Source organism: Acinetobacter sp. YH12254 (assembly GCF_013417415.1).
Taxonomy (GTDB): domain Bacteria; phylum Pseudomonadota; class Gammaproteobacteria; order Pseudomonadales; family Moraxellaceae; genus Acinetobacter; species Acinetobacter pseudolwoffii.
On record NZ_VPEB01000013.1, the window covers coordinates 1 to 25,329 of the forward strand.

The window sequence follows — 25,329 nt, forward strand, 5'->3', positions numbered from 1 at the left end:
AGTTGGGTGTATTTCTTCATTGTGTGCTTTCCAATTGCGAGTTGAAAAAGTCCAATGATTCTACGAATACACCTAACTTTTTCAACTAACTACAAATGTGTCGCACTTGAGATTTGAATCTGCGAAATAAATAAGGTTGCTGGGGGATATGTGGAAAAAGATTCGGATTCTGATTTTATTAAGTATTTTATTGATCGTTGCAGTCAATGCCTATCGTGATCAAAATCAGAACTGGTCAAAGCCGGTCATGGTTCTGTTGCATCCAATTAATGCAGATGGATTACCGACCACACAGCAATACATCCAGCAACTGTCAGTTCAGGATCTAGAAACGGCAAGAGACTTTCTACAAAAATCAGCACAGCAATATCGTAATCAACCCACTTATTTTTATTTTAATTTGGGTCGTGAGCTTAAAGTTTTACCGCCTAAAGTCCCTGAGCAGGCCTCAATTTTCGATACTGTTGTATGGAGTTTAAAGTTTCGATTTTATGCCTGGAAACAGCAACAAAGTTCGGACCCTTCTGCCAGTCTGACCCTGTTTTTAAATTATTATGATCCGGCACAAACCCGGCAATTAAAGCATTCAACTGCCTTGCAAAAAGGCCGGATTGGTTCGGTCAACCTGTTTGCCTCTCAAAAGCAGTCTGAACAAAATAAAATTGTTTTGGTACATGAGTTACTGCATGCCTTTGGTGCCAGTGATAAATATGATCTGGCCACAGGTCAGCCGATTTATCCAATAGGTTATGCATTTCCAGATCAGCAACCTGTGTTCCCACAAGCCAAGGCAGAACTGATGGCAGGACATATCCCGCTGTCCGAAACCACGAGTAAAATGCCGGGATCTCTGGATCAGACCCTGATTAATGAGATCACAGCAATTGAGTTGGGCTGGAAATAAAGACTTGTAGATTCTCTTGGATTTATCCAGAATCTAGACTTTATTGATAGATAAAAATAACCATATGCCGCTTACTTTTGTTCTTGCTCCAGATTCCTTTAAAGAAAGTATGAGTGCTGAACAAGCCTGTCAGGCCATGCAGCGTGGCATTCAAAACGTGTTGCCTGATGCTTTGTGTATTCATGTTCCTATGGCGGATGGAGGGGAAGGCACTGTCGATACGCTGATCTCAAGTTCAAAAGGACAGCGCATTCCCTGTGAAGTGACAGGCCCATTGCCTGATCAGCGCATCCAGACGTATTTTGGCGTAATTGATGCAGGAAAAGCCGCAATCATTGAAATGGCCAAAGCCAATGGCATAGATCTGCTGGAAGCTGCAAGGCGTAATCCTCTGCTGACTTCAACCTGTGGCACAGGAGAAATGATCAAGTCTGCGCTCGATTTAGAGGCCAGTAAAATCATCATTGGCTTGGGTGGCAGTGTGACGAACGATGCCGGTGCGGGAATGGCACAGGCTTTAGGCGCTCGGTTTTTAGATGCCCAAGGATTAGAAATACAGGTTTGCGGTGGAAACCTGGATCAAATCATAGCAATTGATTTATCCGAACTGGATTCACGGCTGGCGGATATTGAAATTATCATTGCATCGGATGTGAATAATCCGCTGTGTGGACCCAATGGTGCTTCAGCGATCTTTGGCCCACAAAAAGGTGCGACACCGGAAATGGTCAAGCAACTGGATCAAAACCTCAGTCATTTCGCCGATCTGGTTGCTCGGCACATTGGACGTGATCATCGTCATGTTGCAGGTGCGGGTGCGGCAGGTGGACTCGGTTTTGGCTTAATGGCATTCACAGCTGCTTCTATTCGATCAGGTGTGGAACTCATCATTCAGCAGACAGATTTAGCCAATAAAATAGCTCAAGCCGATTATGTTCTGACTGGTGAGGGCAAGCTTGATCATCAAACTAAATTAGGCAAAACCCCATTTGGCGTGGCACAAGTAGCACAAAAATTCAATAAACCGGTGCTTGCATTTGCTGGACTGGTGGGGGATGGGATTGAGTCACTATATGAGTCTGGATTTAGTCAGATTATCGGGATTAATCCACCAGATTGTAGCCGGGAAGAAGCCTTAAAAAATGCGGAAGTGAATCTGGAAAAAGCAGTGTCCAAAACAATTAAAAATATTGAGGAACAGCGTATTTAGTTTTCTTTTACAAGATCGTCATTGCTGCACAAGCTTTACGTAATGGCAGATAATAACGCATAAGCAGATCTTGCTTTTCATGGATGAGAAGCACTGCTTCGCAAGGTAACAGAAATCCTTTGCTGGATTGAGGGTATGTTCCTATATCTCAATCCAGCAGACGGCATCTATGCTGTCGACCCTATAGCAAACAAATCAAGAGATAAAATTTGCTGCTGTTTCAGGGCGGATGAAAAGCCATAATTATAAGAGCGATCTGCTAAACTACAGCCATCCACAAAACGATGAGTGAAAATGAGTTTAGCCAACCTGATTGATGAATTAAATCCCCAACAAAAGCAAGCAGCGACCACAGAAACAAAACATAGTCTGGTGCTGGCCGGGGCAGGTTGTGGCAAAACCAAGACCATCGTGGCACGTGCAGCTTACCTGATTGAGCAGGGTGTACCCGCCAACCAGATTCAGATTCTGACCTTTACCCGCCGTGCAGCCAGTGAAATTGTAGCGCGGGTGGAATTAGCCTTGGGGGATCAAGCCAAAGGTTTGCGTGCCTCGACTTTTCATACTTTCTGTATGTATCTGTTGCGCCGTATTCCGAAGGCCTTTGGTCTGGAACAGTTCTCGATTATTGATCGTGATGATCAGTTGATGATGTTCCGTCTGATTCGTGGCCGTGATGACAAGAAAAATCCCAATCATCTGCCCAAGCCACAAGAACTCTGCGATTTATATTCCTTTGCACGTAATACTCGGCAGAAGCTCAGTCTCGCGCTGGAAAAGCAGATGCCGGAATATTTGGCGCTGAAAGATCAAATTGCCGAGATCATGAAGGAATATGAAGCACGCAAACAGGCGCGCAGTTTTCTGGATTATGACGATATTCTGGCGGTGGTGGCGACAGCTTTGGCACAATCAGAAGGCTTGGTCGATTATGTGGCTTCAATCTGTCGACATATGCTGGTCGATGAAATGCAGGATACCAATCCATTGCAATGGGCTTTGTTGGAGCCACTGAAAGACCGGATTAGCCTGTTCTGTGTCGGTGATGATGCTCAATCGATTTATGGTTTCCGTGGTGCCGATTTTGAAAATATTCATCATTTCAAAGAACGGGTACCAGATGCGCAGATTTTTAAACTGGAAAAAAACTACCGCTCGACCCAGGAAATTCTGGATCTGTCCAACTGGCTGCTGGATCAGTCTGAAATCAAATATGACAAACGTCTGGAAGCTTATCGTGGCGAGGGCCTAAAGCCGCGCATGCATATATTTCCGAATGAGTTTGATGAAGCCAAATGGATCGCAATTGATATTAAAGAGCGTCATTATCTACAGGGCAGCAAATGGGGCGAACATATGGTACTGGTGCGTTCCAGTTTTGCCGCGCGGCATATTGAAGCAGCCTGTATCGCGGCCAATGTACCGTATCGATTTATTGGCGGTATGAAGCTGCTGGAAACGGCACATGTCAAAGATTTGCTCAGCATGCTGCGTGTGGTCGCCAATCCGCTGGATGATATCGCCTGGATGCGTTTCTTGACCCTGTGGAATGGTGTCGGTGATGTCGGTGCAAGCAAGCTGGCGCAACACATTCTGCTGGAACCTGAAATCGATAAAATCTCCGATAGACTGGAGAAATTTGGCAAGATACCTCTAAATGCGATTCTGATCATGAAGCAGATGAGCGTGCTGAAAGGCGAAGTGCAGGCTTGTGTCAGTCTTGCGATTCAGGCAATTGAAACACAACTGGCAGAGAACTATAAAAAAGACTGGCCACGTCGTCAGGGTGATTTTGAACTGGTGAAACAACTGGCCTCCAAGCACTCACAGCTGAGTGAATTTTTAGAGGAATATGTGCTCGATCCAGTGTCGATTTCGGAAATTGAACGCCAGTCCGATCATGATGTAGTGACCCTGATTACCATTCATTCAGCCAAAGGCACAGAGCAAAATGTCTGTTATGTGGCCAATGTCACGCCGGGAAATTATCCGCATGCACGCGCCCAAGGCGACTTTGATGATGTTGAAGAAGAACGTCGTGTGCTGTATGTAGCGCTGACCCGGGCCAAAAATGAATTGATTTTGACCAAACAAAACCTGAATCACTGGGCGCGGGAAACGGTCGATGCGCAGGGGCGTAAAGTCGCAAGTTATTTCTTGAATGATCTCACCCGGCATTTATGTACCACGGAAACCCATTACAAAACCCGGCAGCAGACCGTGAAAAGTGCCTTAATTGAACGTCAATCGATTAATTTAGATTTTGGCATTGATCTCGATTAAACTATAGCAAAGTTGTTGCATACAAAAAGTAGAGTAGGCGCGTGCTTTTTGATATTTTTTGCCTATCTTCTTAAGGTTATCAGATGAAAATTTTAGTTCGTAATTTAGAACGTACGGTCACAGAAGCCGAGTTGCTGAAGTTGTTCCAGGAATATGGCACAGTGAATACTTGTACTTTGGTGCTCGATGCGGCAACCGGAAAATCAAAAGGCTTTGCCTTTGTAGAAATGCCGCATGCACGTGAAGCCATCAAAGCCATTAAAGGCCTGAATACTTTGCGTTTGCACGGACATGGAATCCGGGTAAAACAAGCAGAAGATAAGCCCGAGGCTTAAACTGGAAAAGGAGCACTTGATATGCTCCTTTTTTATGGCTGAAATTTAGCCTTGTTGTGCTCATGGTTGTACTCGTGCAGGCAGTTAGATTTTCTGGATTTCAGTACTGGATGGATTCAGTTTAAACATGTTTTGATTGCGAAATGAAAGCGAACCTTTTACTTTATAAAAGCCAAAATTTGTTTAAAACCTTAGGAAATATCAATGACCCGTGTTGCTCGCTATCATGCGGACCGTACCAATCAAAAACTGTATTTTGCCCGTCTTGCCTGTCAGCAGGCAGAGCAAACCGAGCATGTGCAACAGGCTCAGGCACAACGTGAGGCGACTGTGTTTCATTTGCATGGCGCTTTATTGGCATTTTTGCAGGAACTGGTGCGTTACTATCGCCTGAATGATGCCAATCCGACGTTAAAATCGATCGAAGAACTAATGGCAGCCAAAGGCCAGATTTCACCCGAAGTAGCCGTATTACAACACTTATCCAAGAGCGGTTTCATTGCTGAACTAAAACGTGCGTATCGTCTGTGCCAGTATGCGCCTGAACCGATTACACCGGAACCCGAAGACGAAACCTCCTCAAATCTCATCATTAAAGTCACACAGTCTCCACAAGCATGGTTACCTGATCCTGCTATATTAAGAGAATGGCATCGTGACTTGACACAACTCATCGATGGTTTTCGCAATGAGATGATTGAATTTTAATCGGATCGACCGTACTTGAAATTAGAATTTTTAACCCTATATTAATTACTCTAATGATGCAAAGTGCACCCGGCTCTTTGCCACCATGTTGAACATGGAGGATATATGTCTATAGAACAGTTGAAAGACTTATTTGGTAATCAAGACGCGATTTTAGAACTCGTTCAACTTGAAGGTGGTGCCTTGGCTTTACGCAATGCAGGTTCGCATAAACAGCCTTTGGTCATGATTCAGTTTAATGACGAGGTGAAGGCTCTACTCGGAGAGCAGACGCCTGTGATTGCGCAACAGATGATTCAGGCGGCCCTGTATGGCTTGCTGGAACAGCAGGTCAATGAATGGCAGGCAGAAGTGGTGGATGAAGAGCCGAAGTATATGAGTTAAGATTACAATGTATTCAAAAGCACACTATCGGTGTGCTTTTTGATTTTAAAGGGTTGGGGAATAAGTTAGATTTTAAGTACGAGCTCAAGGTGAGTTTCAAGAAATGAAAACCTCGTTTCTTTGATTTTACTCCTGATGATTTGAAGTCAGCTTATTACAAAAAATCTTGTGATTATGCATAAAAAAAGTTGCCACATTGGGCAACTTTTTTTATGCAGAGAGATTAATGAGAAGGGGGATGCTGATGCGCAATTTCGATCTGGTTTAAAATATGATTACTCATATTTTTCGCCATTTCTTCTTTGGCATAATACACCGCGCCGATATTATCACGACGGATCGCTTCAGCTTCTTCCTTGCTTTCGGCACAGACCAATACCTGAATTTTCGGATTCAAGGTCTTGGCAATATCTACAATTTTATGAATATCGATGATATCCATAGGGGAAATGACCAGTAAGCGCGCATGTTGAATATGCGCCTGGATCAAAACACCGGCTTCAGTCGCAGCGCCTGAAACCGCGGCAATACCTTTTTCACGCAGATTTTCGACAATATCGCGGTTTTCTTCTGCAATAACCACCTTGATATTTTCTTCCATTAATGAGCGGGTAATACGACGACCCACTTCACCATGACCAATCAGCACCACCTGATCACGCAAGTAATCCTGTGAAACTTCATCGGGTAACATTGCCAATGGATCACCACTGCGTTCCAGTAAGCGTGCCAGGGTCGAGCGTTCCCGAATCCATTTTTGTACCGGTTCAATCGCGGAGAAGATAAAGGAATTAAGAGTGATCGAGATCAATGCACCCGCCAGAATCAGGTTTTGACCTTCTAGTGAAAGCAGATTCAGTGACACCCCAAGTGCTGCCAAAATAAATGAAAATTCACCAATCTGTGCCAGCGAAGCGCCAACAGTCAGCGCGGTATTGATTGGATAGCGGAAGAACAATACCAGTGCCATTGCTGCAAGAGTTTTACCAATCAGAATAATGCCGACGACTGTCAGCACATGGAGTGGCTGTTCCAGTAAAATACGCGGATCAAACAGCATGCCGACAGAAACAAAGAATAAGATTGAGAAGATTTCACGCAGCGGCAAGGTTTCTTGTTCCGCGCGATGACTGAAATCTGACTCTTTCACCACCATCCCGGCAAAGAAAGCCCCCAGCGCCATAGATACCCCAAAGACTTTATAGGCACCAAAGGCAATCGAAACAGCAGCAGCTACCACAGTTAAGGTAAACAGCTCACGTGAACCGAGACGTGCCACTACCCGTATGATCATTGGAATCAAGCGTTTACCAATAATCAGCATGAAGGCAATAAAGCCTGCGACTTTGAGCAGGGTGATACCTAAGGTGAGCCAGATATTCTCATCGCTTGCGCCTTCCAGAGCCTGCCCACCTAAAAGTACCGCAGTGGCAGGTAACAGTACCAGCGCCAAGACCATGACCAGATCTTCGACCAGCAACCAGCCAACAGCAATCCGGCCATTGATCGAATCGAGAAGGCCGCGATCACCGAGTGCTTTGAGTAGAACCACGGTACTGGCACAGGATAGGCTTAGGCCGAAGACCAGCGCTGAACCAAAGCTCCAGCCCCACAGCATCGAAACTCCGACCCCGAGCAAGGTAGCAACTGCAATCTGTAAAATCGCACCAGGCAGGGCAATCCGGCGGACCTGCATCAGATCGTTCAGGGAAAAATGCATCCCGACGCCAAACATCAGGAACATGACGCCAAGTTCTGCCAGCTGGTTGGCCAGATGAATATCACCGACCACACCGGGCGTGTGGGGACTAATCAGAATGCCGGCAATTAAGTAACCGATCAAAGGGGGGAGACGTAACCGTGCGGCGAGATAGCCAAAGACCAAAGCTAAGCCAAAACCAACAGCCAGTAATATAATGAGCTCTACGTCATGTGGCACTAAATACTCCTTTAGCTAGGTTTGCTGGGAAATAAGCACAAAAAGTGCCAAAACATGCAGAAAGTTTATCAAGCCGGATAAAAAAAGTGCAAAAAAAAACGACCCGCAAAGGTCGTTTTTTTAAAGAAACTAAAATTATTTGATTTTAGCTTCTTTGAAGATTACGTGTTGACGGATTTTTGGATCAAATTTTTTGATTTCCATTTTTTCCGGCATAGTACGTTTGTTCTTAGTCGTGGTATAGAAATAACCTGTACCAGCTGAAGAAACTAAGCGAATTTTATCACGCATGGTTCAGACTCCTTAGATCTTTTGACCTTGAGCACGTAGGTCAGCAACAACCTTTTCAATGCCCAATTTGTCGATAATACGCATACCTTTAGTGGTTAAACGAAGACGTACAAAACGTTTTTCGCTTTCTAACCAGAAACGGTGGTGGTGCAGGTTCGGCTCGAACCGGCGCTTAGTTTTGTTGTTGGCGTGTGAGACGTTGTTACCAACGACTGGACGCTTGCCGGTAACTTGGCAAACCTTAGACATGGTGTAACTCCATTGATTTAGCCAACAGCAAATCTGTATGGCCAGTCAAAAATAAACGGATTGAAATCATTCAAGGGGCGTTTTATATCAAAAATGCGCTTAAAAGACAAGCGATTTTCGTCAAAACGCGGCACGAACTATATCGATAGCTCATGCCTTGATCATTTAGCGGAGAAGTGTCTTCGAAATCAGCTTGTGAATCGGTTTATTGAACGGCGGCAGAATGTATTTCAAGCTATACAGCTTTGGATTCGACATTACTGAGCGTTCATGCGACAAACTGAAGAAGCCTTCTGGGCCATGGTATTTACCCATACCTGATGCACCGACACCCCCAAATGGTAGATCGTCCTGCGCAACATGGGTCAGTACCGTATTTTGCCCGAAATGCCCTGAATGGGTACGCTGTGCGACATAATCGGCACGCGCCTGATCAAAGTCGAAGTAGTATAAAGCAAGTGGACGCGGACGGCTATTAATAAAGTCGATGACATCGTCAATTTGATCATATTCCATGATCGGGAGCAGCGGACCAAAGATTTCATGCTGCATGATCTGCATCATCGGGGTGACATTGGTCACGATGGTCGGTGCAATCTTACGCAGATCAGCCGAGTTTTCACTGCGCGGATTAATTTCAATGACTTGCGCACCCTGTTCGCGTGCATCATCCAGATAACCTTGCAGACGGTTATACTGTTTATCATTGATAATCGAAGTGTAATCCTGATTATGGGTGATATCCGGATACATGCTTTCGACACAGGCTTTAAAGTGATCAATGAACTCGGCAGTTTTCCCGCGAGGCAGGAACATATAGTCTGGCGCTACACAGGTCTGACCGGCATTCCAGAGTTTGCCCACCGCAATCCGCTGTGCCACATCACGCAGATCAATCGACGGATGCACCAGTACCGGAGATTTACCGCCCAGTTCCAGAATCACCGGAACCAGATTTTCGGCAGCGGCTGCCATGACGGTTTTACCGACAGCAGTTGAGCCGGTGAAAATCAGTTTATCGAAAGGCAAACGACAGAAAGCATCTGAAATCACACCGCCACCATTCACTACAGCGACCAATTCTTTAGGGAAGGCTTCAGCCAGGGCTTTTTCCAGAACTTCACCAAAAGCAGCGGATGCACTGGAAATTTTGATCATGGCATGGTTGCCGGCCGCCAGTGCGCAAATCAAAGGGCCAATCGACAATAACAGCGGATAGTTCCAAGGTGCGATAATTCCGACTACGCCTAAAGGCTGATATTGCACCCAGGCTTTGGCCGGCTGATGAATAATGCCCACATGACGCTTGGAAGGTTTCATCCATCGGGTCAGGTTTTTGCTGTAATATTTGATATGTTCCAGACAGGTGAGCAGTTCACCAATCTTGGTTTCCCCAATGGAACGGTTACCATAGTCCTGATTAATTGCATCAGCAAATTGATCTTGATACTTAACTAAGATACGCTTAAGTCGAGCTAAACGATCGATACGTTCCTTTGCAGTCGGCAGAGGGTAGTGTAAGTAAGCGTGTTTTTGTTGCGCCAAGACTTCATTCAGATATTGGCTATCAAAAAAATGTGGTGTCATTGATGTTGTTTTTGTGTGACTGTTCATGCCGCACTACCATTATTCAAAAATCGATTAATTAATTTTTAGAGCAAATACTCTAATTAGTCAAGTGACTTTGTGTGTTAGCCTGCTAATGCATGAACTGAATGGTTATTTTAGGATGTCCCAAACCAAAACCTTAAAAACTAAAGAGCGTATCTTGCAGCTCAGTTTGCAGCTGTTTAACGAGCGTGGCGAACGATCGGTAACCACCAATCACATTGCGGCTGAACTCGGCATGAGCCCGGGTAACCTGTATTATCATTTCCGCAATAAAAATGAAATTATTAAAGAATTGATGGAACAGTACCAGCATCAGACCCTGGAAATGCTGGCGCTGCCGGATGACCGTGCACTGGATGCCAATGATAAGGTGCATTATTTTCAGGTGCTGAGCAGCCAGTTATGGGCTTACCGTTTCCTGCATCGTGATGTCTATCATCTGGTAGAAAATAACGAAGATTTTCGCAAGATGTATCCACGCTTTGCCGGACAGGTGATGCAGCAGGGCCAGAAAATTTATAAAGGCTTTGTTAATGCAGGCCTGATGGACATGACCGATTCAGAAATTGAAGCCCTGATCATTAACCTGTGGATTGTACTGACCAACTGGACCAACTTCCTGTATATGTCAGGTCATTTAACCGATTCCAATACGCTGGAAGAAAAATGGGTCTGGCAGGCACTCCGTCAAATGGTATTCCTGGAAGGGGCGTATTTACGTGGTGAAAGTCGTCAAACCTATGAAGGTTTATTGAGTAGTTTGGGCTCTTCGGAACTTTTTGCCAGCCTGTCGTCATCTAAAGATTCTGAATCTGAACAAACTATTCAGAATATCCAAGAAACGCGCTAGAATACTCGGCTTATTTTTAATTTAACTGATTAGTGACTTAAACCAACATGAATATGACGACTGCTAACACCGCACGTTTATTGATTACTTGTGAAGACAAGCCGGGCATCGTGCAGGCTGTTTCGAGCTTCTTGTATCATCAAGGTGCCAATATTACTGCGCTTGACCAATATGCGACAGCAGCGCAGGGCGGCCGTTACTTCATGCGCGTTGAATTTGAACTGGATCATCTGCAAAGCCGTAAAGAAAGCATTACCCAGACTTTTGCGGTAAATGTCGCAGAGCGTTATGGCATGCAATGGCGTCTGGCTCTGGTCAGCGATGTGAAGAAAGTCGGTATTTTGGTGTCTAAGGTCGATCATGCCTTGCTTGAGCTGTTATGGCGTCATGCCCGTGGTGGTTTGCCATGTGAAATTACCAAGGTGGTATCGAATCACGAGACTTTACGCGAAGCGGTTGAAAACTTTGGGATTCCATTTGAAGTGGTGCCGGTGACCAAAGACAACAAGCCTGAAGCCTATGCAGAAATTGACCAGTTAATGCAGGGCAATGACCTGTTGGTATTGGCGCGCTATATGCAGATTCTAGATGAAGAATTTGTAAGCAAGTGGGAAATGAAAGTGATCAATATTCACCATTCATTCCTGCCCGCATTTGTCGGTGCAAATCCGTATAAGCAGGCGCATGAAAAAGGTGTTAAGCTGATCGGTGCGACTGCACACTATGTCACTGCCGATCTGGATCAGGGCCCGATCATCGAGCAGGACGTAGAACGTGTCAATCATGACTTTACCGTTGAACAGTTGCGTGAACTCGGTCAGGATGTAGAACGTAATGTACTGGCACGTGCAGTGAAATGGCATCTGGAAGACCGTATTATTGTCGATGGCAATAAAACTGTAGTGTTCCAATAAAACTTGCATCCCTATTTAAAAAGGCATACTTTTAGTGTGCCTTTTTTTGTTTTGATGCAAAAAAAATCAGTGAAAGGCATGATTAGTAGTTGCAAATGAAAACACTTCTCATTTATTATTGGCGTACTTTAATTGTGCTAACCGATGAGCTTGATTGTTTGTTTCACATCATCTCCTCAAGGTAATAGATTTAATGAGTCAAGTTGCTGCTCCCATGCCACCTACACCGCCCAACAAGATGAAAAAGAAAGTCATCTCGATTCTGGCGGCCGTGTTCGTCGGACATGTGGGTCTATTGTGGGCAGTGAGCCAGATGGACGCACCGGAGCTCAAGCCTGTAGAGAAAGAGCCGCTTAAAGTGCGCTTTGTAAAATTGCAGGAAGCACCAAAACCTTTACCGCCAAAGCCGAAGGCCGAGCCACAAAAAGAGCCGCCTAAGCCCAAAGAAGTCAAAATTGTAGATAAACCGCTGCCACCACCACCAAAAAAAGTTGAAAAAATAGAACAGGTGAAGAAGGCAGAAGCACCTAAAGTCGTGAAAGCACCACCCGTTGAAGCTAAACCAACCCCAAGTCCGGTGGTACCGACAGTGGTCACCGAAACCAAAGTGCAACCGGCACCAGCTCCAGTCGCGCCACCTGCGCCTGTAGCACCGCCAGCACCTGCTGCTGCGCCATCACCAAAAAGTGTCTCGATTGGGGGTGGAGTGAGCTGGCAGCGCGCACCGAAAGTTTCCTTGTCTTCAGGTGAGTTAAGAGCGACTTGTTCGATGGTAGTCGATGTGGCGGCAAATGAGCAGGGTAAAGTGGTTTCTGCGACTGCACGTAATTCGGATTGTAGCTCGGCAGTGAACCGTAAAGTTGAAGCAGCGGTACGCCGCGCGCAACTAACCAAATATGTGGAAAATGGTGTGGCTTATCCAACCCGGGTTGAGCAACCTTTCGATTTTCAAATTACCAAATAACGGCTAACCCATTAGGAGTTCGAAGATGAACTTTTCAGTTTATTGGCAACACGCTGATGCAGTCAGTAAAACGCTGTACTTCGTGTTATTGGCAATGTCGATTGCGACATGGACCATTTTTGTGCTGCGTTTAATGGGCACTCGCCAGCTTAAACAAGTTGCTTATACCCAGCTGTCTCAAGCATTGGAGCAACTGAAAACCAAATTGGCTCCTTTGGGCTTTGAACAGCGTAAGGCAGTGGCAGAACAGGCATTGTTACGTCAGATTTCAGCCGAAAAAGCCAATGCTGAGAAAGGGGTATCCGTCCTCGGTACGATTGCTTCGATTTCACCATTTGTCGGTTTGTTTGGTACCGTGTGGGGTATTTTCCATGCGCTGGTTGCAGTGGGTAAAAGCGGTCAGGCTGGTCTGGCACAAGTGGCAACCCCAGTCGGTGAAGCCTTGATCATGACGGGTCTAGGCTTAGCCGTCGCGATTCCTGCGGTACTGGCTTATAACATCTGTGTGCGTTTCAATCGTGGTTTGGCGCATGAGTTACAAGATCAGGCACATGGCTTGTTGATTGACACCATGTTGCAACAGGAATCTGCTGCAAAAAAGTCTGATGAAAAAGTAACACAACAGAGTTTAGTGGGAGGTCAAGCTTAATGGCTTTTCAACTGGGTGAAGACAACGATGTAGGTATGAATGAGATGAACCTCATTCCCCTCATCGACATTATGTTGGTATTGATGATCATCTTCTTGGTGACAGCGACCGTTGCGAACCCATCAATTCCATTAACCTTGCCACAAACCACTGCGGAGATTATTGATCTGCCGCCTGAAAATGTCACAATCAGCATCAATGCGGAAGGTGAGATTGCCTGGAATGGCAATGTCCTGACCCTAGACGAATTACAGACCCGTTTTAATGAAGCAGGTCAGACTGAACGTCAGCCGACGATTGTGCTGAAAGCAGATAAAGAATCCCGTTATGACACGGTAGCTCAAGTCATGTCGCGTGCGAGTGGAGCCGGACTCAGCGACATTGCCTTTTCAACCGATAACTAAGATTCAGCTAACGAAAAAAAGCGACTGATTTCAGTCGCTTTTTTTATCCCCATTTTTTATGCAAATTAATGGGTTTTTAACAAAGTCATAAATTTACTGCGTAATTTATTCAGTTTTGGCGGAATGGCAAAATTGCAGTAACCTTGGTTTGGATTTTTCGCAAAGAAATTTTGGTGATATTCCTCAGCAGGATAGAAGGTCGGCATCGGGCTGAGTTCAGTCACAATATTCAGGCCTTCATTTTTTAAAGCATCCATGGCTGCTTCTGCCTGAGTTTTTTGTTCAGCATTCAGATAATAAATCACGGAACGATATTGGGTGCCGACGTCATTGCCCTGACGGTTCAAAGTGGTTGGATCATGTGTCGCAAAAAACACCTCAAGGAGCTGGACATAGCTGATCTGGTTTTCGTCGAAATCAACCAGAATAACTTCAGCATGGCCGGTTTCACCGCCGCACACGGCCTCATAACTTGGCTCAGTGGTATGACCGCCGGCATAGCCACTCAGGACTTGCTGAACGCCCTGAATTTGTAAAAATACCGCTTCGGTACACCAAAAGCATCCACCACCAAAAAGTGCTTGTTGCATGGCTGATTCCTCATTCGATTGAACTGGGCTGATGGTTAAATCCTGGCCCATCAGTATGAAAGATAAAAAAGCCCGCCAATACAGGCTTTTTGTAGGGAAGTCTTAACGTGGCTGAACTGCACTTTCCAGCTGAATTAACACATTACCATGACGATCCAATAGTTTTAGGGTTTTACCAAATACCTGATAATGCGTCACCTTGGCTAAAGCTTCATTAAATTTCTGATCGAGCTGATCATTATGCATACAGGCCATGCGTGTTGTTGCCATCTGGCTTAAATTCAGGCTGTCTTTGCCTGCCGTATAGCTGCCCATGATCCGGTTACAGCCATCTGAACCTGAAACACGCTGGGTACTGGCATCAAATTGCAGACTTGGAATATTGCGTACAGTTGGCGCTGTCTTGATTTCAGTATTGCCAATCTGTGTGGCAATCCAGGTGCGATTTTGCAAAAGTTGTAAATGATTCGTGGTTTGTGTGGTGGCGGTATTCGGCACGGTTTCGCAGCCCATCACAGCCAATATCGAACCCAATAGGGCGATTGCAGTTAATTTTTTTAGCATGAAAGATACTCTGATTATTGACTAGCTATTTGTATATAAACAAAAAAATGACTCAGGTTCCAGTTGATTTTGTATCTTTATTTACAGTAATAAAACGCCAGTTAATGTGTCTGAGGTGCAGGCAGGCCTTGACGAAGTCGCTGCGAATATTCCTGGCTGGACAGATCGGCGCTCTGTTTGACTCGTGGATTCACATGCGCCCGTTGGTACCAGGTGTGCATATCCCAGGATTGATCCAGCACTTTCAGATCATAGAGATAATTCGGTAAATAGCCGGACGCTAACAGTCGATAATCTGAAGGCAATTGTTGTTGCGATACTGCCTGAACCATATCAAAGACTAGAGTGGTGCAATTACTGGTCAGGGTGTTATACCACTTGGGTTCTCTGGCCAATTCATCGGTCTGGGCCAGATATTCTTTGAATAAGGCTTTGGCCTGAGCTTGTGGCATATTTACCGGAAAGAAATACACCTGCTCCCCGCGAATATTACTACGTGTATACACAATATCTTTTTCGTCCGATGCCACCAGACTCAATTCATATTTACGGAAAAACCCACCAATTGCAGAAAACTCTTCATGTTTTTCCTTGCGGATTTCAATCGAGAAAGTGAGAGGTTTTTGATTGGCAAAATCGAAGCTGACCAACGTGTGGGCAATTTTCGGACCCATCCAGTAGGAGGTAATGATATTCACCCCGCTAATCTGGTTCAGGTCAAAACTGCGGCTTTCCCAACGTTCGATATAACGACCATCAGCTTGCCAGTCAAAGTTCCGGATATTGTGCAGGGTGACCTGATCGCCTTGTTGTTCATAGTGCAACAACTGAGCCACTTCAGGATTCCACTCCCGATCCTGACGCGCTTGCAGACTAAAATAGCCCAGCAGACAAAACAGAAAGACCAGAAGATATAGAATGCTATCGACTTTACGCGAGATCAGGTGCCGGGTGAAGTAGATCCCGAGTACCAGCAGGGAAAACGTTAACCAAACACCAATCAGGATCAAGCTGCCAATCTTGCCGAGAGGTTGCTGAACCCAGAGCATCAGGCTGAGCCACAGACTCGACAGAATGACAAAGAGGGTAAACAGGCTACCCAGCAGCCACAGACTCCAGTGCTTGGAAATATATTCGCGTCCCTGCATAGTCACTTTTTCATGAGAAATAGGCTTTATTTTCTGTAGGTTGCAAACTCAAAAGCAATCCCGGTTTTGTCGTCAATATGTTGCTCGGTCGCGACTTTTTTGAATTCTGCCGGAATTTCAGGATAATAGGCATGACCTTGTACATCCAGGTCGACATGGGTCAGTTCCAGACGGTCGGCAATGTCCATGGTCTGTTTAAAGATTTCACCGCCACCAATAATAAAAATAGACGTCGGTTTTTCTGAGCTGTGTACATCAGTAACTGCCTGAATAAGCGCATCTTCAATGTTATGAGCAACTTTAGTGCCTTGAAAAGACCAGTCAGGATCACGGGTAATGACCCAGTTCACGCGTTTAGGGAGCGCACGCCCCATCGATTCAAGGGTCTTGCGGCCCATGATAATCACACCGCCCTGAGTGATTTCTTTAAAATGCTTGAGATCGGCTGAGATATGCCAAGGCAGGTCATTGTCCTTACCAATACAGCGCTGCTGATCCATTGCAACGACATGAACGACTTCTAAATCCTGAAATGCCATACCTACACTCAAAAACAAATAAAAATTTGCTCCTATTAAAATGCAAAATCCCACTTTAAGCAAAGTGGGATTTTGATTTTCTTTGGTTTGGGAATATTTACACTGCAACGGGTGCTTTAATCCCCGGATGTGATTCATAACCAATAATTTCAATATCTTCAAATTTGAAGTCGAACAGGTCTTTGATTTCAGGATTCAATTTAAGTTGGCACAGGCCCAAGGGCTCACGGCTAAGCTGTAACTGGGCTTGCTCGAAGTGATTGCTATACAGGTGTGTATCGCCACCGGTCCAGACAAAATCACCGACCTCCAGCTCACAGACTTGCGCGATCATATGTGTCAACAGGGCATAGCTGGCGATATTAAATGGAACACCGAGAAAAACATCGGCGCTACGCTGATACAGCTGACAAGACAATTTGCCATTGTGGACAAAGAACTGGAACAGGGTATGGCAAGGCGGTAATGCCACTTGGCCCGCTTCATTCGGATTCCAGCCAGATACAATCAGACGGCGCGAATTCGGATTGGTTTTAATTTCATTAATCAACCATTTGATCTGGTCAAAACCATCCTGATTATAGCTATTATCTGCATTTTTGCTGGCACCAAAATTACGCCACTGGTGACCGTAAACTGGCCCCAGTTCACCTTCAGGGCGGCCAAAACGCGCGGTCTGTTCGGCGGTTGCCCACTCATCCCAAATCGAAACTTTATGCTCTTTTAAATATTGAACGTTGGTGTCGCCTTTTAAAAACCATAATAATTCAATCACGATAGAACGGAAATGAACTTTTTTGGTGGTAAGTAAAGGGAAACCTTGGGAAAGATCGAAGCGCAGCTGATGACCAAATACCGAACGTGTCCCTGTACCGGTACGGTCGCCTTTATCACCGCCGTTGTCGAGAATGTGTTGTAAAAGGTCAAGATATTGGCGCATAGGTCTCTCTATTTAAATCTGTTGAAAATCGCCGTTTTAACAGCAGTATAGATTATTTCCAAAATAATTTGCTGTCGAAAGGGAGAATTTAAATTGCGCATATCATAACATTTTTTGATGAGCTTTCATCGCTCAAACCAGAATAAAAAAGACCTCCTGATAGAGGTCTTTTTACAGTAAATTAAGCCGTTTTATGGCCAGTATGCACGGTGTGAATCAGATCGGACAGATCATAACCTAAGGATTCTGCATAGCTTAAATATTCACGTTGAGTGGCTTCATCTAAAGTCGTCCCGCGATGTAGCAGCCATAAGTATTCTTTACCAGGTTCGCCCACAAGGGCCGTCTGATAATCCGGATCGATTTTTAATACCCAATAATCGCCCTTGGTAAACGGAATCCAACGCAGGCCTTCAGGTAAAAAACTGACTTCGAGCTTGGCATGTTCTGCATCGACAATGGTCGCTTCAGCAATGGCTTCATCCAGCTTACCCTCACCATCCAGACAGCGGTTCTGAACCCGAACCTTGCCATTTTCATTTAAGCTATATACCGCAGAAATATCGGTGCTGTTCTCGGGTTGGTGTTTCATCGGCAAACGTGCAATTTCATACCAGGTGCCTAAATATTGTTCTAAATTAAAATTTGAAACGGTACTTAAAGTCTGACTCATTTTTCTTCTCCGTTTAGTTCAATATTTAAAAATGCCGAATCAGTGTAATACAGGGTGCAAAGCTCAAAATGATGTAATCATGTAGTGAAATGTTGTCTGAAAATGGCCGAGCTACAGCTTAAAGTCACACGTTTGAGTAGAAAAAAAATAAGGACTCATTTTGTGTATTTCAGGCTGAAAAGACTTTGCAAGGCGTCGGAGTTGGCTTTGCTTTACATTTTTTTTGCAAAGATGATGGGTTTTGTAACTGTATTAGAAAGAACGGCTTAATTTGAATGCCGCAAAAATAGACAAATTTATTTACATTTTTAATGTGAAAGATAACATTTAAACGACTAGTATTCTCGGCTTATTAACAATATGAAAGCCTAAATTACAGGCGAGGAGCGGTTGGTAAGGCATGATCTATGATCATCAAGTAAACATGAGCGAAGTATATGCTCCTGTCCAAGCGAATATCATTGTGCGTTCCCAATCGGAGCAAAGACCTAAAAAGTCATCCCACAAAGCCACTGTCCGTAATGCTTCAGGCGTAAGCAATGGCCATCGTATCAATATCGAGAAATTTACCAGTTATCTGCAAGGCATTACCCGAAATACCAGTACACAGAAATGTGCGCGCAGTATTCGTGTCGGTCTGCAATCCTCTGGTGCGAAAATTGTGAACCATCCAGTCGCAGCGGCAGATTGGGGAAGTACCCTGATGCAGCTGGGCTATAAGAAAATTAATGCTTCTTTTGATCGGCCGAAAAAAGGCGATATCTATATTATTGACCGTACTCAGGGACATAAATATGGACATATCGCGGCTTATTCAGGTAGTGCCTGGGTATCGGATTTCAAACAGCGAGATCATGCGGTTTATCGCAATAAAAACGTGACTTATAGTTACTATCGTCTGGAAACTTACTTCTAAGAAAATACTGCGAAGTGATCAGTCCTCAAAACGCTTCGCACGGCTTTCATAGATTGAAACGATAAATAATCCAATCGCGGCAAAGCCAAGACATTGCAGACCCCAGGCAAATTTGCCCCATTGTTGGTGCTGTTCAGGCAAATAGCCAAACAGGGTAATTAAGGCAATGATAGGAATGACCCGGCTTAAGGCGCTAAAACCATTGGCATAGGGATTGGACTTCGAGATTTTCAAGCGGAAATGATGCAGTAAATGCACGACAATTCCAATACCCAGACTGACTGCGACCAACACCGGACCTAACTGGGCCACAGTTGATGCTGCGTAAATGACAATACAGGTTGCAATAATCACCATCAGTTTGATTTGACGGTGACAGCGTTCGGAATACCAAAATTCAAGCATGTGGCGGCTCTGGATCGTGAGAGTTCTGATTGAGCAGCGATAGCGGTGAAAACAGGCAAATCGCCAGTGCCATAAAAGCAATGCCTTGTGCACCCGGAATCAGGATTTCACCCTGTTGCATGTTCATAAAAACTAAAGCAATCAATAAGGCAATTGGAATCCAGGTCAGTAGTCTATACAGTAAACCGGTCGGCTTTTTGCTGGCAAAGTGGATTTTGCAGTAACGACAAATCAGAAAAATCACACCTGTACCGACAAACATCAGAATTGCATCTAAGGGCAGCGGTTCCATCCAGTACAACACTGCAGCTGTCACGGCAATCACAATAAAGATCAACAGTTTTTTTAGAACAGACACCTGTGGATTGAACCAGAACTCAAGCATAGTGATGAAGAAATCGAAAAGATAATCGGCACTTTAGCATATTTTGGCTATAAAAAAGCGAGGCCTGTGCCTCGCTCAATTAAGCTGGTTTTAACTGTTTTTCTGTGGCCCCCAGTCATAGATTTTCTTTTGGTAGGCATACCACATCATCCACAAGCCAATCAGGATCATTGGCAGGCTCAGGAATTGGCCCTTGCTCATCCAGCCAATAAACAGCTGACCATTGTCCGGCTCACGGAAGAACTCGACCACGAAGCGTGCCAGACCATAACCGATCAGGAACAGTGCAGAGACCGCCATACGTGGACGCGGCTTGGAACTGAACCACCACAATACAATAAACAGAATCAGGCCTTCACACAGCGCCTGATACAATTGTGATGGATGACGCACCAGCTGCAAAGGATCGGTCGGGAAAATCATGCCCCAGGCAAAGTTGGGATCGGTCACCTGACGGCCATACAATTCACCGCCAATAAAATTACCAATCCGGCCAAACATCAGCCCCGTTGGTACGCAGGGTGCGATAAAATCCAGGGTCTGGAACCAGGTCATCTTGTATTTCCGGCACCACCACAGCATGGCCAGAATGACACCGAGGAAACCACCGTGGAAGCTCATACCACCGGTCCAGATCTGGAATAACCATAAAGGATCTGCGAGGAACTGAGAAAAACCATAGAACAAGACATAACCGACACGGCCACCGATGATGACACCAAGCGCACCGAAGAAAATCAGGTCAGAGACCATATCTGGCGTCCAGCCGCGTTGTTTGGCTCGAAACGTTGCCAATCCCCAGGCAAATAAAAATGCCAGTAAGTACATCAGTCCATACCAGTGGACTTGCAGGGGCCCGAGCGAAATCGCGACGGGATCAATATTGGGATAGGTGAGCATTCCTGTTCCTTGTGATTCTGTTTTGCACAGATTTTAGCTGAAAGCAAAGAAAAATGTTGTACATTCAATGTGTAAAGATCGAGAGCGTAAATTATGTGTATCGTGGCACTGGCTTGGCGGGTTGTGGATGAGACCCCATTATGTCTGATTTCAAATCGGGATGAATTCTATCAGCGGCCTACACAGGCATTGCATGAATGGGAAGATAGTCCGATTATTGCCGGGCAGGATTTGCAGTCGGGCGGCACCTGGATGGGTATCACGGCCTCAGGTCGCTGGGCAGTGATTACCAATTTTCGCAACGGGCAAGATCGGACAGATTATCCGACTTCACGTGGTCATATCATCCAGGATTTTTTAAATTCGGACTTAACGCCGATTCGTTTCGCACAAGATCTGGAACAACGGCAGTGTGACTATGCCGGTTTTAACCTGTTCGTTGGAGACCAGCAGCAGGCGGTGTATATGAGCAATCGCGGCGAAGCACCGCAAGTGCTGGCACAAGGCGTCTATGTTGTCTCTAACGGCCTGATGAGCGAAGACTGGTATAAGACCCGGCATTTGCGTAAACGCTTTACCCAGGAATTTTTACCCATGCTGCAACAACCAGCCATGCCAGAAACTGATCTGTGTCATGCGGTTTGGGATATTCTGGAAGATGAACGCAAGGTGATTCCTGAACTGCTGCCGGAAACAGGGATCTCGGTTGAAATGGAACATCTGCTGTCCTCGACTTTTATTCAAAGCCCGACTTACGGCACCCGTTGCTCGAATTTTCTAAGAATGCAGCGAGGACAATGGCACTGGATCGAGAAGTCACAACAAGGTGTGACTGCAGGGCAATTGATCGAGAAAATCATGATGCTACAACAATAATCCCAGATAAAAAATGCCGACATCTGCCGGCATTTTAATGAAACTTATTTTTTTATGCTGTCGCTTGTTCCAAGGCTTCACCGGCAATCGCACCGCCATCCTTACGGGTAATGACCACAGTCGCAGAGCGAGGCACTTTGCCTAAACGGCTATAACGCTCGCTTTGATTGGCTGGCCATGCACCGCCTGGATGCTGCACATTGACGAAAATTGCTTTGTAGTCCGGCGTAATCGTCACACCGGTAATTTCACAGCCCGATGGCCCTGTGAGGAAGCGGCGAACCCGATCATTATTCAGTTTGGCACCGACAAAGGTTTCCTGTCCTTCAGCCTTGGTGCTGGCTGCCAATGCTTTTCTGCCATCACCGACTGTACCTGGCAGGGCTGCCAGCATCATACAGTTGGTTTCATCGGTGTACTGGCCATCATCCGTCTGGATCCACAAAATACCACGCGAATCGAACCACATCCCGTCCGGGCTAGAGAAGTCATTTAAATCATCCAGACCTGACAGGTTGATGTTAGAGGCAGCACGTGCTTCTGCACCGAACAGGAAGATATCCCAGGCAAATGTCGTGGCTTTGACATTATTCTCATTTTCACTAAAACGGATAATATGACCATTCATATTGCCTGAATTGCTGGCATTTGAACCTTTGAAGTCGATATAGCTACGTGGGTTGGCAGCATCAGTTTCATATGCACGACCACGGTTACCGTTATTGGTGAGAGTGACATAGACTTCACCATTTTCCGGATTGACGGCAACCCATTCCGGACGGTCCATTTTGGTCGCGCCGACATGGTCGGCAGCAAGACGGAGATTAATGACGATATCATCTTGGCCTGCAAATGGATAAATTTCGTTGGCAGCAGTTAAACCATTTTCACCATAACTGAGTTCTAACCATTCACCAGTACCATCATCATTGAATTTAGCGACATATAATGTGCCTTTATCCATGTATTTATCACCAGCGGTATAACCCCCATTGACATCTTTCGGATCCCAGACTGCATCAGAAACAAATTTATAGATATATTCGCCTGTTGCATCATCCCCCATATAGAAGGCTAATGGCTGACCCGGAATCGGATTACTACAGCGGCAGTCTTCATGGGCAAAGCGGCCCAATGCAGTACGTTTAACCGGACGTGTGTTCGCGCTAAATGGATCAATCTCGACAATGAATCCGCAGGTATTCATGACATTACGATAATCGGCTAAAGCACTGGTGCCTTTCACTGAAATATCCCAACGATCATACAGTCCTTTATCACCGGTTAATTCAGCAACCGGAGTATTCCAGCGGTATTGAGATGAACGGGCCTCACTACCGCCACGACCATAACGTGACAAGGCAATTTCTTCTTTTGCAATCGCGCGGGTGTCATTGGCTTGACGGGCAAAATAACCACTCCAGTTTTCTTCAGCCGTTAAGTAAGTGCCCCAAGGTGTATACCCATTACCACAGTTGGCAAAGGTGCCGCGCGTCAACGTTCCATCGGGTGAGAAAATCGTTTTGACCAAGTCAGAACCGCGAGCCGGTCCATGAATTTCCATCTCGGTTGCTGCCGTGATACGACGGTTAAACTTAGAATTTAAGTTAATTTTAACCTCTTGTGTATTGGCATCTTTGCTAATCTCAATTACCGAAACCCCATGCGCATTCACTTCACGAAGGACCTGATCTTCCGGACGTACACCGTCGATCGTAATCGGGCCTTCTGGCGTATGGAGTTGAGCTTGTTGCAGGTATTCGTGATTTAAAACCAGTAAACCTTGGGTGGACTCTTTGGCCGCATAGTTTTTGTTGCTTGGATGCATACCGAAAAAGCTCATGCCGTCATGGTTGTCGCCTGCACGGAACTGATAAGAAGCACCTGATGCTAATGTTGCATCTGTCTTTTCTGGATACGCGGGGTTAATTGGATCACCGACCGCATATAGCACTTTCAGTTCATAGCCTTCAGGCACGCTAAAGAAGTTTTGTGTATTTTTGCGAACCGGCTCAAAGGTCAATTTATTCGGGCGCGCTTTCAGGTCACTCCATGCATGTTGATCTGGGTTCGTGGTGTCTGGTGGTGTAGTGGGATTAGTGTCAGGCGTGCCAGAATCATTATCATCATCTGAACAACCACTTACTGTTGCTGCAAAGGCTAAGGCCATTGCCCCACTGGTGGTTTTTGCAATAAAACTACGGCGACTGGTGTATTGATCCAGAATTGTTTGAAAGTGGCTATTGTTTGAATTATTACTGTCTTCAACCAGATCCTGGCAAGGTATCATGTCTTCGTTTTTCATTTTAAAGTCTCAAGTAAAAATAAGTGCTTGGTGGTGTAGAAGTTTTCAATACCTTAAGTCTGGGATGTGACACTAATCTTAAGGAAATGTGACATTAAGATTAAATAAATCAGTATTTTAATAATATTTTGAAAATAAAAAGACAGCCGGAGCTGCCTGAGTTAAAGCATGATTTTTGTTTTGGCTGATTGTTCTTATTGCGCTTTTAAACGCCGTTTTTCGATCAGTTTTCCGGCCAGCAAACCCAGTTCAAACAGCAACCACATCGGTACAGCTAACATGATCATCGACAGTGCATCTGGCGGTGTCACGAACATCGCGACAAAGAAACAGCCGACAATAATAAAGCGCCGTTTCTCCACCAGGGTTTGTGTTGAAACTGCCCCAATCAGGATTAAAACCAAGGTAATAATCGGGATTTCAAAGGTAAAACCAAAGACCAGAAACAGCTTTAAACAGAAGCTAAGATAACTGTTAATGTCGGTCATCGGTGCCACAGTTTCCGGCGAGACACTGATAAAAAAATGCAGGATCGAAGGTAAGGCCACAAAGTAGGCAAAGCTGATCCCGGTATAAAACAGCACAATACTGCCGATCAAAAGCGGCAGCGCCAGACTCTTTTCTTTGGCATATAACGCCGGTTTAACAAATGTCCAGAGCTGATACAGAATAAACGGCATTGTGATCATCAGCGCCACAAAGAAATTCAGCTTAAACGGTGCCATGAATGTTGCCGTCACATCCGTGGCAATCATGGTCGAGCTGGCAGGCAATTGTGCCCGTAAAGGTTCAGATAACCATTGATAGGTCTGATTGGCGAAAGGCAGCAAACAGAAAAACAGGCCAATCAGGACAGCAACCACTTTAAACAGATGTTTTCTTAACACCACCAAATGCTGGGTAATCGGCATCTCTTCAAGGTTCAGCGCTGCAGCATCATTTGAGGCAGGTGTGGTCGGTAAAGACGTCATACGGCCACCTTCATTTCTGTATAGCGTTGTTGGGAAATCACTGCTTGAGTTTGTGCAGGCTGAGGTAAATACACCGCTGATACGGGCTGTACTACAGGCTGATAGCGAAGCACGGGCTGGGCAGCCTGAGGCTTTACTTTTAATTCATCAGTTGCAATCGGCTGCTGCAAATCTGCCATTTGTGCCTGCATCTTGGCTTCGAGTTGCTGGATCCGCTGCATTTCGGCCTGCATCTGTTCTCGCAGTTCGGACAAGCGTAATTCACGATCCAGATCGTTCTGAACATTGCTGACCATGCGCTTGATCTTGCCATACCATGTTCCGACAAAACGGACTGCCTCAGGCAACTTGTCTGGCCCAAGCACCAGAAGTGCAATAATCCCGAAAATCAGCAGCTCGGTCATTCCGATATTGAGCATAGC

General features: G+C 45.4%; 29 protein-coding genes. 13 read left to right on the top strand and 16 right to left on the bottom strand.

What is annotated here, in order from left to right; translation table 11 throughout:
* Positions 1 to 148 precede the first annotated feature (148 nt).
* From FTV29_RS10395 to FTV29_RS10420, 6 genes are all read left to right on the top strand, one after another.
* Entirely contained in the window at positions 149 to 904 is a 756-nt protein-coding gene (locus FTV29_RS10395; RefSeq protein ID WP_005172813.1) for a hypothetical protein, read from the top strand.
* Between the two features lie 64 nt (positions 905 to 968).
* Positions 969 to 2,114, top strand: coding sequence for a glycerate kinase (locus FTV29_RS10400; RefSeq protein WP_159138515.1), 1,146 nt, complete (start codon positions 969 to 971; stop codon positions 2,112 to 2,114).
* A 294-nt stretch (positions 2,115 to 2,408) separates the two neighbouring features.
* Positions 2,409 to 4,397, top strand: coding sequence for an ATP-dependent helicase (locus FTV29_RS10405; protein ID WP_180075488.1), 1,989 nt, complete (start codon positions 2,409 to 2,411; stop codon positions 4,395 to 4,397).
* An 83-nt stretch (positions 4,398 to 4,480) separates the two neighbouring features.
* Positions 4,481 to 4,732 (top strand): RNA-binding protein, encoded by a 252-nt coding sequence (locus FTV29_RS10410; RefSeq protein WP_005095517.1) that lies wholly within the window; start codon positions 4,481 to 4,483, stop codon positions 4,730 to 4,732.
* 204 nt (positions 4,733 to 4,936) lie between these two features.
* Positions 4,937 to 5,440 (top strand): DUF6586 family protein, encoded by a 504-nt coding sequence (locus FTV29_RS10415; RefSeq protein WP_159138514.1) that lies wholly within the window; start codon positions 4,937 to 4,939, stop codon positions 5,438 to 5,440.
* A 105-nt stretch (positions 5,441 to 5,545) separates the two neighbouring features.
* Positions 5,546 to 5,824 (top strand): hypothetical protein, encoded by a 279-nt coding sequence (locus tag FTV29_RS10420; RefSeq protein ID WP_004278462.1) that lies wholly within the window; start codon positions 5,546 to 5,548, stop codon positions 5,822 to 5,824.
* A 223-nt stretch (positions 5,825 to 6,047) separates the two neighbouring features.
* On the opposite strand, the gene FTV29_RS10425 is transcribed toward FTV29_RS10420, so the two are convergent.
* The 4 genes from FTV29_RS10425 to FTV29_RS10440 all read right to left on the bottom strand — a co-directional run bounded on the left by FTV29_RS10425 (position 6,048) and on the right by FTV29_RS10440 (position 9,917).
* Positions 6,048 to 7,763: a cation:proton antiporter gene (locus tag FTV29_RS10425; RefSeq protein WP_159138513.1), complete on the bottom strand. Its 1,716-nt coding sequence runs from the start codon at positions 7,761 to 7,763 to the stop codon at positions 6,048 to 6,050.
* Positions 7,764 to 7,898: 135 nt separating this feature from the next.
* Entirely contained in the window at positions 7,899 to 8,054 is a 156-nt protein-coding gene (gene rpmG, locus FTV29_RS10430; RefSeq protein WP_001205031.1) for a 50S ribosomal protein L33, read from the bottom strand.
* A gap of 12 nt (positions 8,055 to 8,066) precedes the next feature.
* Complete coding sequence (gene rpmB / locus FTV29_RS10435; RefSeq protein ID WP_000048256.1) at positions 8,067 to 8,303, bottom strand: 50S ribosomal protein L28; 237 nt, start codon at positions 8,301 to 8,303, stop codon at positions 8,067 to 8,069.
* Positions 8,304 to 8,468: 165 nt separating this feature from the next.
* A complete protein-coding gene (locus FTV29_RS10440; RefSeq protein ID WP_005261753.1) occupies positions 8,469 to 9,917 on the bottom strand; it encodes a coniferyl aldehyde dehydrogenase in 1,449 nt (482 codons plus the stop codon).
* Positions 9,918 to 10,032: 115 nt separating this feature from the next.
* Here FTV29_RS10440 and FTV29_RS10445 point away from each other — a divergent pair, with 115 nt between their 5' ends.
* From FTV29_RS10445 to FTV29_RS10465, 5 genes are all read left to right on the top strand, one after another.
* A complete protein-coding gene (locus FTV29_RS10445; protein ID WP_034437998.1) occupies positions 10,033 to 10,764 on the top strand; it encodes a TetR/AcrR family transcriptional regulator in 732 nt (243 codons plus the stop codon).
* A gap of 47 nt (positions 10,765 to 10,811) precedes the next feature.
* On the top strand, positions 10,812 to 11,678 hold the full coding sequence (gene purU, locus FTV29_RS10450; protein ID WP_005095527.1) for a formyltetrahydrofolate deformylase: 867 nt from the start codon (positions 10,812 to 10,814) through the stop codon (positions 11,676 to 11,678).
* Between the two features lie 193 nt (positions 11,679 to 11,871).
* Complete coding sequence (locus FTV29_RS10455) at positions 11,872 to 12,642, top strand: hypothetical protein (RefSeq protein ID WP_005095529.1); 771 nt, start codon at positions 11,872 to 11,874, stop codon at positions 12,640 to 12,642.
* Positions 12,643 to 12,667: 25 nt separating this feature from the next.
* The gene (locus FTV29_RS10460) at positions 12,668 to 13,291 is read left to right on the top strand and encodes a MotA/TolQ/ExbB proton channel family protein (RefSeq protein WP_005095531.1); all 624 of its coding nucleotides are present in this window, start codon (positions 12,668 to 12,670) and stop codon (positions 13,289 to 13,291) included.
* Entirely contained in the window at positions 13,291 to 13,695 is a 405-nt protein-coding gene (locus tag FTV29_RS10465; RefSeq protein ID WP_180075489.1) for a biopolymer transporter ExbD, read from the top strand. The genes FTV29_RS10460 and FTV29_RS10465 overlap by 1 nt, the downstream gene beginning before the upstream one ends.
* Positions 13,696 to 13,760: 65 nt before the next feature.
* Here the strand turns inward: FTV29_RS10465 and msrA are convergent, their stop codons facing one another.
* From msrA to FTV29_RS10495, 6 genes are all read right to left on the bottom strand, one after another.
* Positions 13,761 to 14,285 (bottom strand): peptide-methionine (S)-S-oxide reductase MsrA, encoded by a 525-nt coding sequence (gene msrA, locus FTV29_RS10470; protein WP_180075490.1) that lies wholly within the window; start codon positions 14,283 to 14,285, stop codon positions 13,761 to 13,763.
* Positions 14,286 to 14,387: 102 nt separating this feature from the next.
* On the bottom strand, positions 14,388 to 14,849 hold the full coding sequence (locus tag FTV29_RS10475; protein WP_100355793.1) for an META domain-containing protein: 462 nt from the start codon (positions 14,847 to 14,849) through the stop codon (positions 14,388 to 14,390).
* Between the two features lie 101 nt (positions 14,850 to 14,950).
* A complete protein-coding gene (locus FTV29_RS10480; protein WP_159138511.1) occupies positions 14,951 to 15,997 on the bottom strand; it encodes a DUF4105 domain-containing protein in 1,047 nt (348 codons plus the stop codon).
* A 26-nt stretch (positions 15,998 to 16,023) separates the two neighbouring features.
* Positions 16,024 to 16,536, bottom strand: a complete 513-nt coding sequence (locus FTV29_RS10485) for a dihydrofolate reductase (RefSeq protein ID WP_159138510.1) — start codon at positions 16,534 to 16,536, stop codon at positions 16,024 to 16,026.
* Between the two features lie 97 nt (positions 16,537 to 16,633).
* Positions 16,634 to 17,476: a thymidylate synthase gene (gene thyA / locus FTV29_RS10490; RefSeq protein WP_159138509.1), complete on the bottom strand. Its 843-nt coding sequence runs from the start codon at positions 17,474 to 17,476 to the stop codon at positions 16,634 to 16,636.
* A 181-nt stretch (positions 17,477 to 17,657) separates the two neighbouring features.
* Entirely contained in the window at positions 17,658 to 18,149 is a 492-nt protein-coding gene (locus FTV29_RS10495; protein WP_100329265.1) for a lipocalin family protein, read from the bottom strand.
* A 400-nt stretch (positions 18,150 to 18,549) separates the two neighbouring features.
* On the opposite strand from FTV29_RS10495, the gene FTV29_RS10500 reads away from it, so the two are divergent.
* Positions 18,550 to 19,065, top strand: a complete 516-nt coding sequence (locus tag FTV29_RS10500; RefSeq protein ID WP_005103142.1) for a hypothetical protein — start codon at positions 18,550 to 18,552, stop codon at positions 19,063 to 19,065.
* Between the two features lie 18 nt (positions 19,066 to 19,083).
* Here the strand turns inward: FTV29_RS10500 and FTV29_RS10505 are convergent, their stop codons facing one another.
* The 3 genes from FTV29_RS10505 to lgt all read right to left on the bottom strand — a co-directional run bounded on the left by FTV29_RS10505 (position 19,084) and on the right by lgt (position 20,755).
* On the bottom strand, positions 19,084 to 19,470 hold the full coding sequence (locus tag FTV29_RS10505; RefSeq protein WP_180075491.1) for a hypothetical protein: 387 nt from the start codon (positions 19,468 to 19,470) through the stop codon (positions 19,084 to 19,086).
* Complete coding sequence (locus tag FTV29_RS10510; RefSeq protein WP_100534632.1) at positions 19,463 to 19,855, bottom strand: hypothetical protein; 393 nt, start codon at positions 19,853 to 19,855, stop codon at positions 19,463 to 19,465. Before FTV29_RS10510 ends, FTV29_RS10505 begins: the two co-directional genes overlap by 8 nt.
* Before the next feature lie 90 nt (positions 19,856 to 19,945).
* Entirely contained in the window at positions 19,946 to 20,755 is an 810-nt protein-coding gene (gene lgt, locus FTV29_RS10515; protein ID WP_005095548.1) for a prolipoprotein diacylglyceryl transferase, read from the bottom strand.
* 93 nt (positions 20,756 to 20,848) lie between these two features.
* Here lgt and FTV29_RS10520 point away from each other — a divergent pair, with 93 nt between their 5' ends.
* Positions 20,849 to 21,631 carry an NRDE family protein gene (locus FTV29_RS10520; RefSeq protein WP_005095550.1) on the top strand — a complete coding sequence of 261 codons (783 nt, stop codon included), beginning with the start codon at positions 20,849 to 20,851 and terminating at the stop codon, positions 21,629 to 21,631.
* 52 nt (positions 21,632 to 21,683) lie between these two features.
* Here the strand turns inward: FTV29_RS10520 and FTV29_RS10525 are convergent, their stop codons facing one another.
* From FTV29_RS10525 to tatB, 3 genes are all read right to left on the bottom strand, one after another.
* Positions 21,684 to 23,936, bottom strand: coding sequence for a PhoX family phosphatase (locus tag FTV29_RS10525; RefSeq protein ID WP_180075492.1), 2,253 nt, complete (start codon positions 23,934 to 23,936; stop codon positions 21,684 to 21,686).
* 194 nt (positions 23,937 to 24,130) lie between these two features.
* Entirely contained in the window at positions 24,131 to 24,907 is a 777-nt protein-coding gene (gene tatC, locus FTV29_RS10530; RefSeq protein WP_100355647.1) for a twin-arginine translocase subunit TatC, read from the bottom strand.
* Positions 24,904 to 25,326, bottom strand: coding sequence for a Sec-independent protein translocase protein TatB (gene tatB, locus FTV29_RS10535; protein WP_180075493.1), 423 nt, complete (start codon positions 25,324 to 25,326; stop codon positions 24,904 to 24,906). The genes tatC and tatB overlap by 4 nt, the downstream gene beginning before the upstream one ends.
* Positions 25,327 to 25,329: the final 3 nt, after the last annotated feature.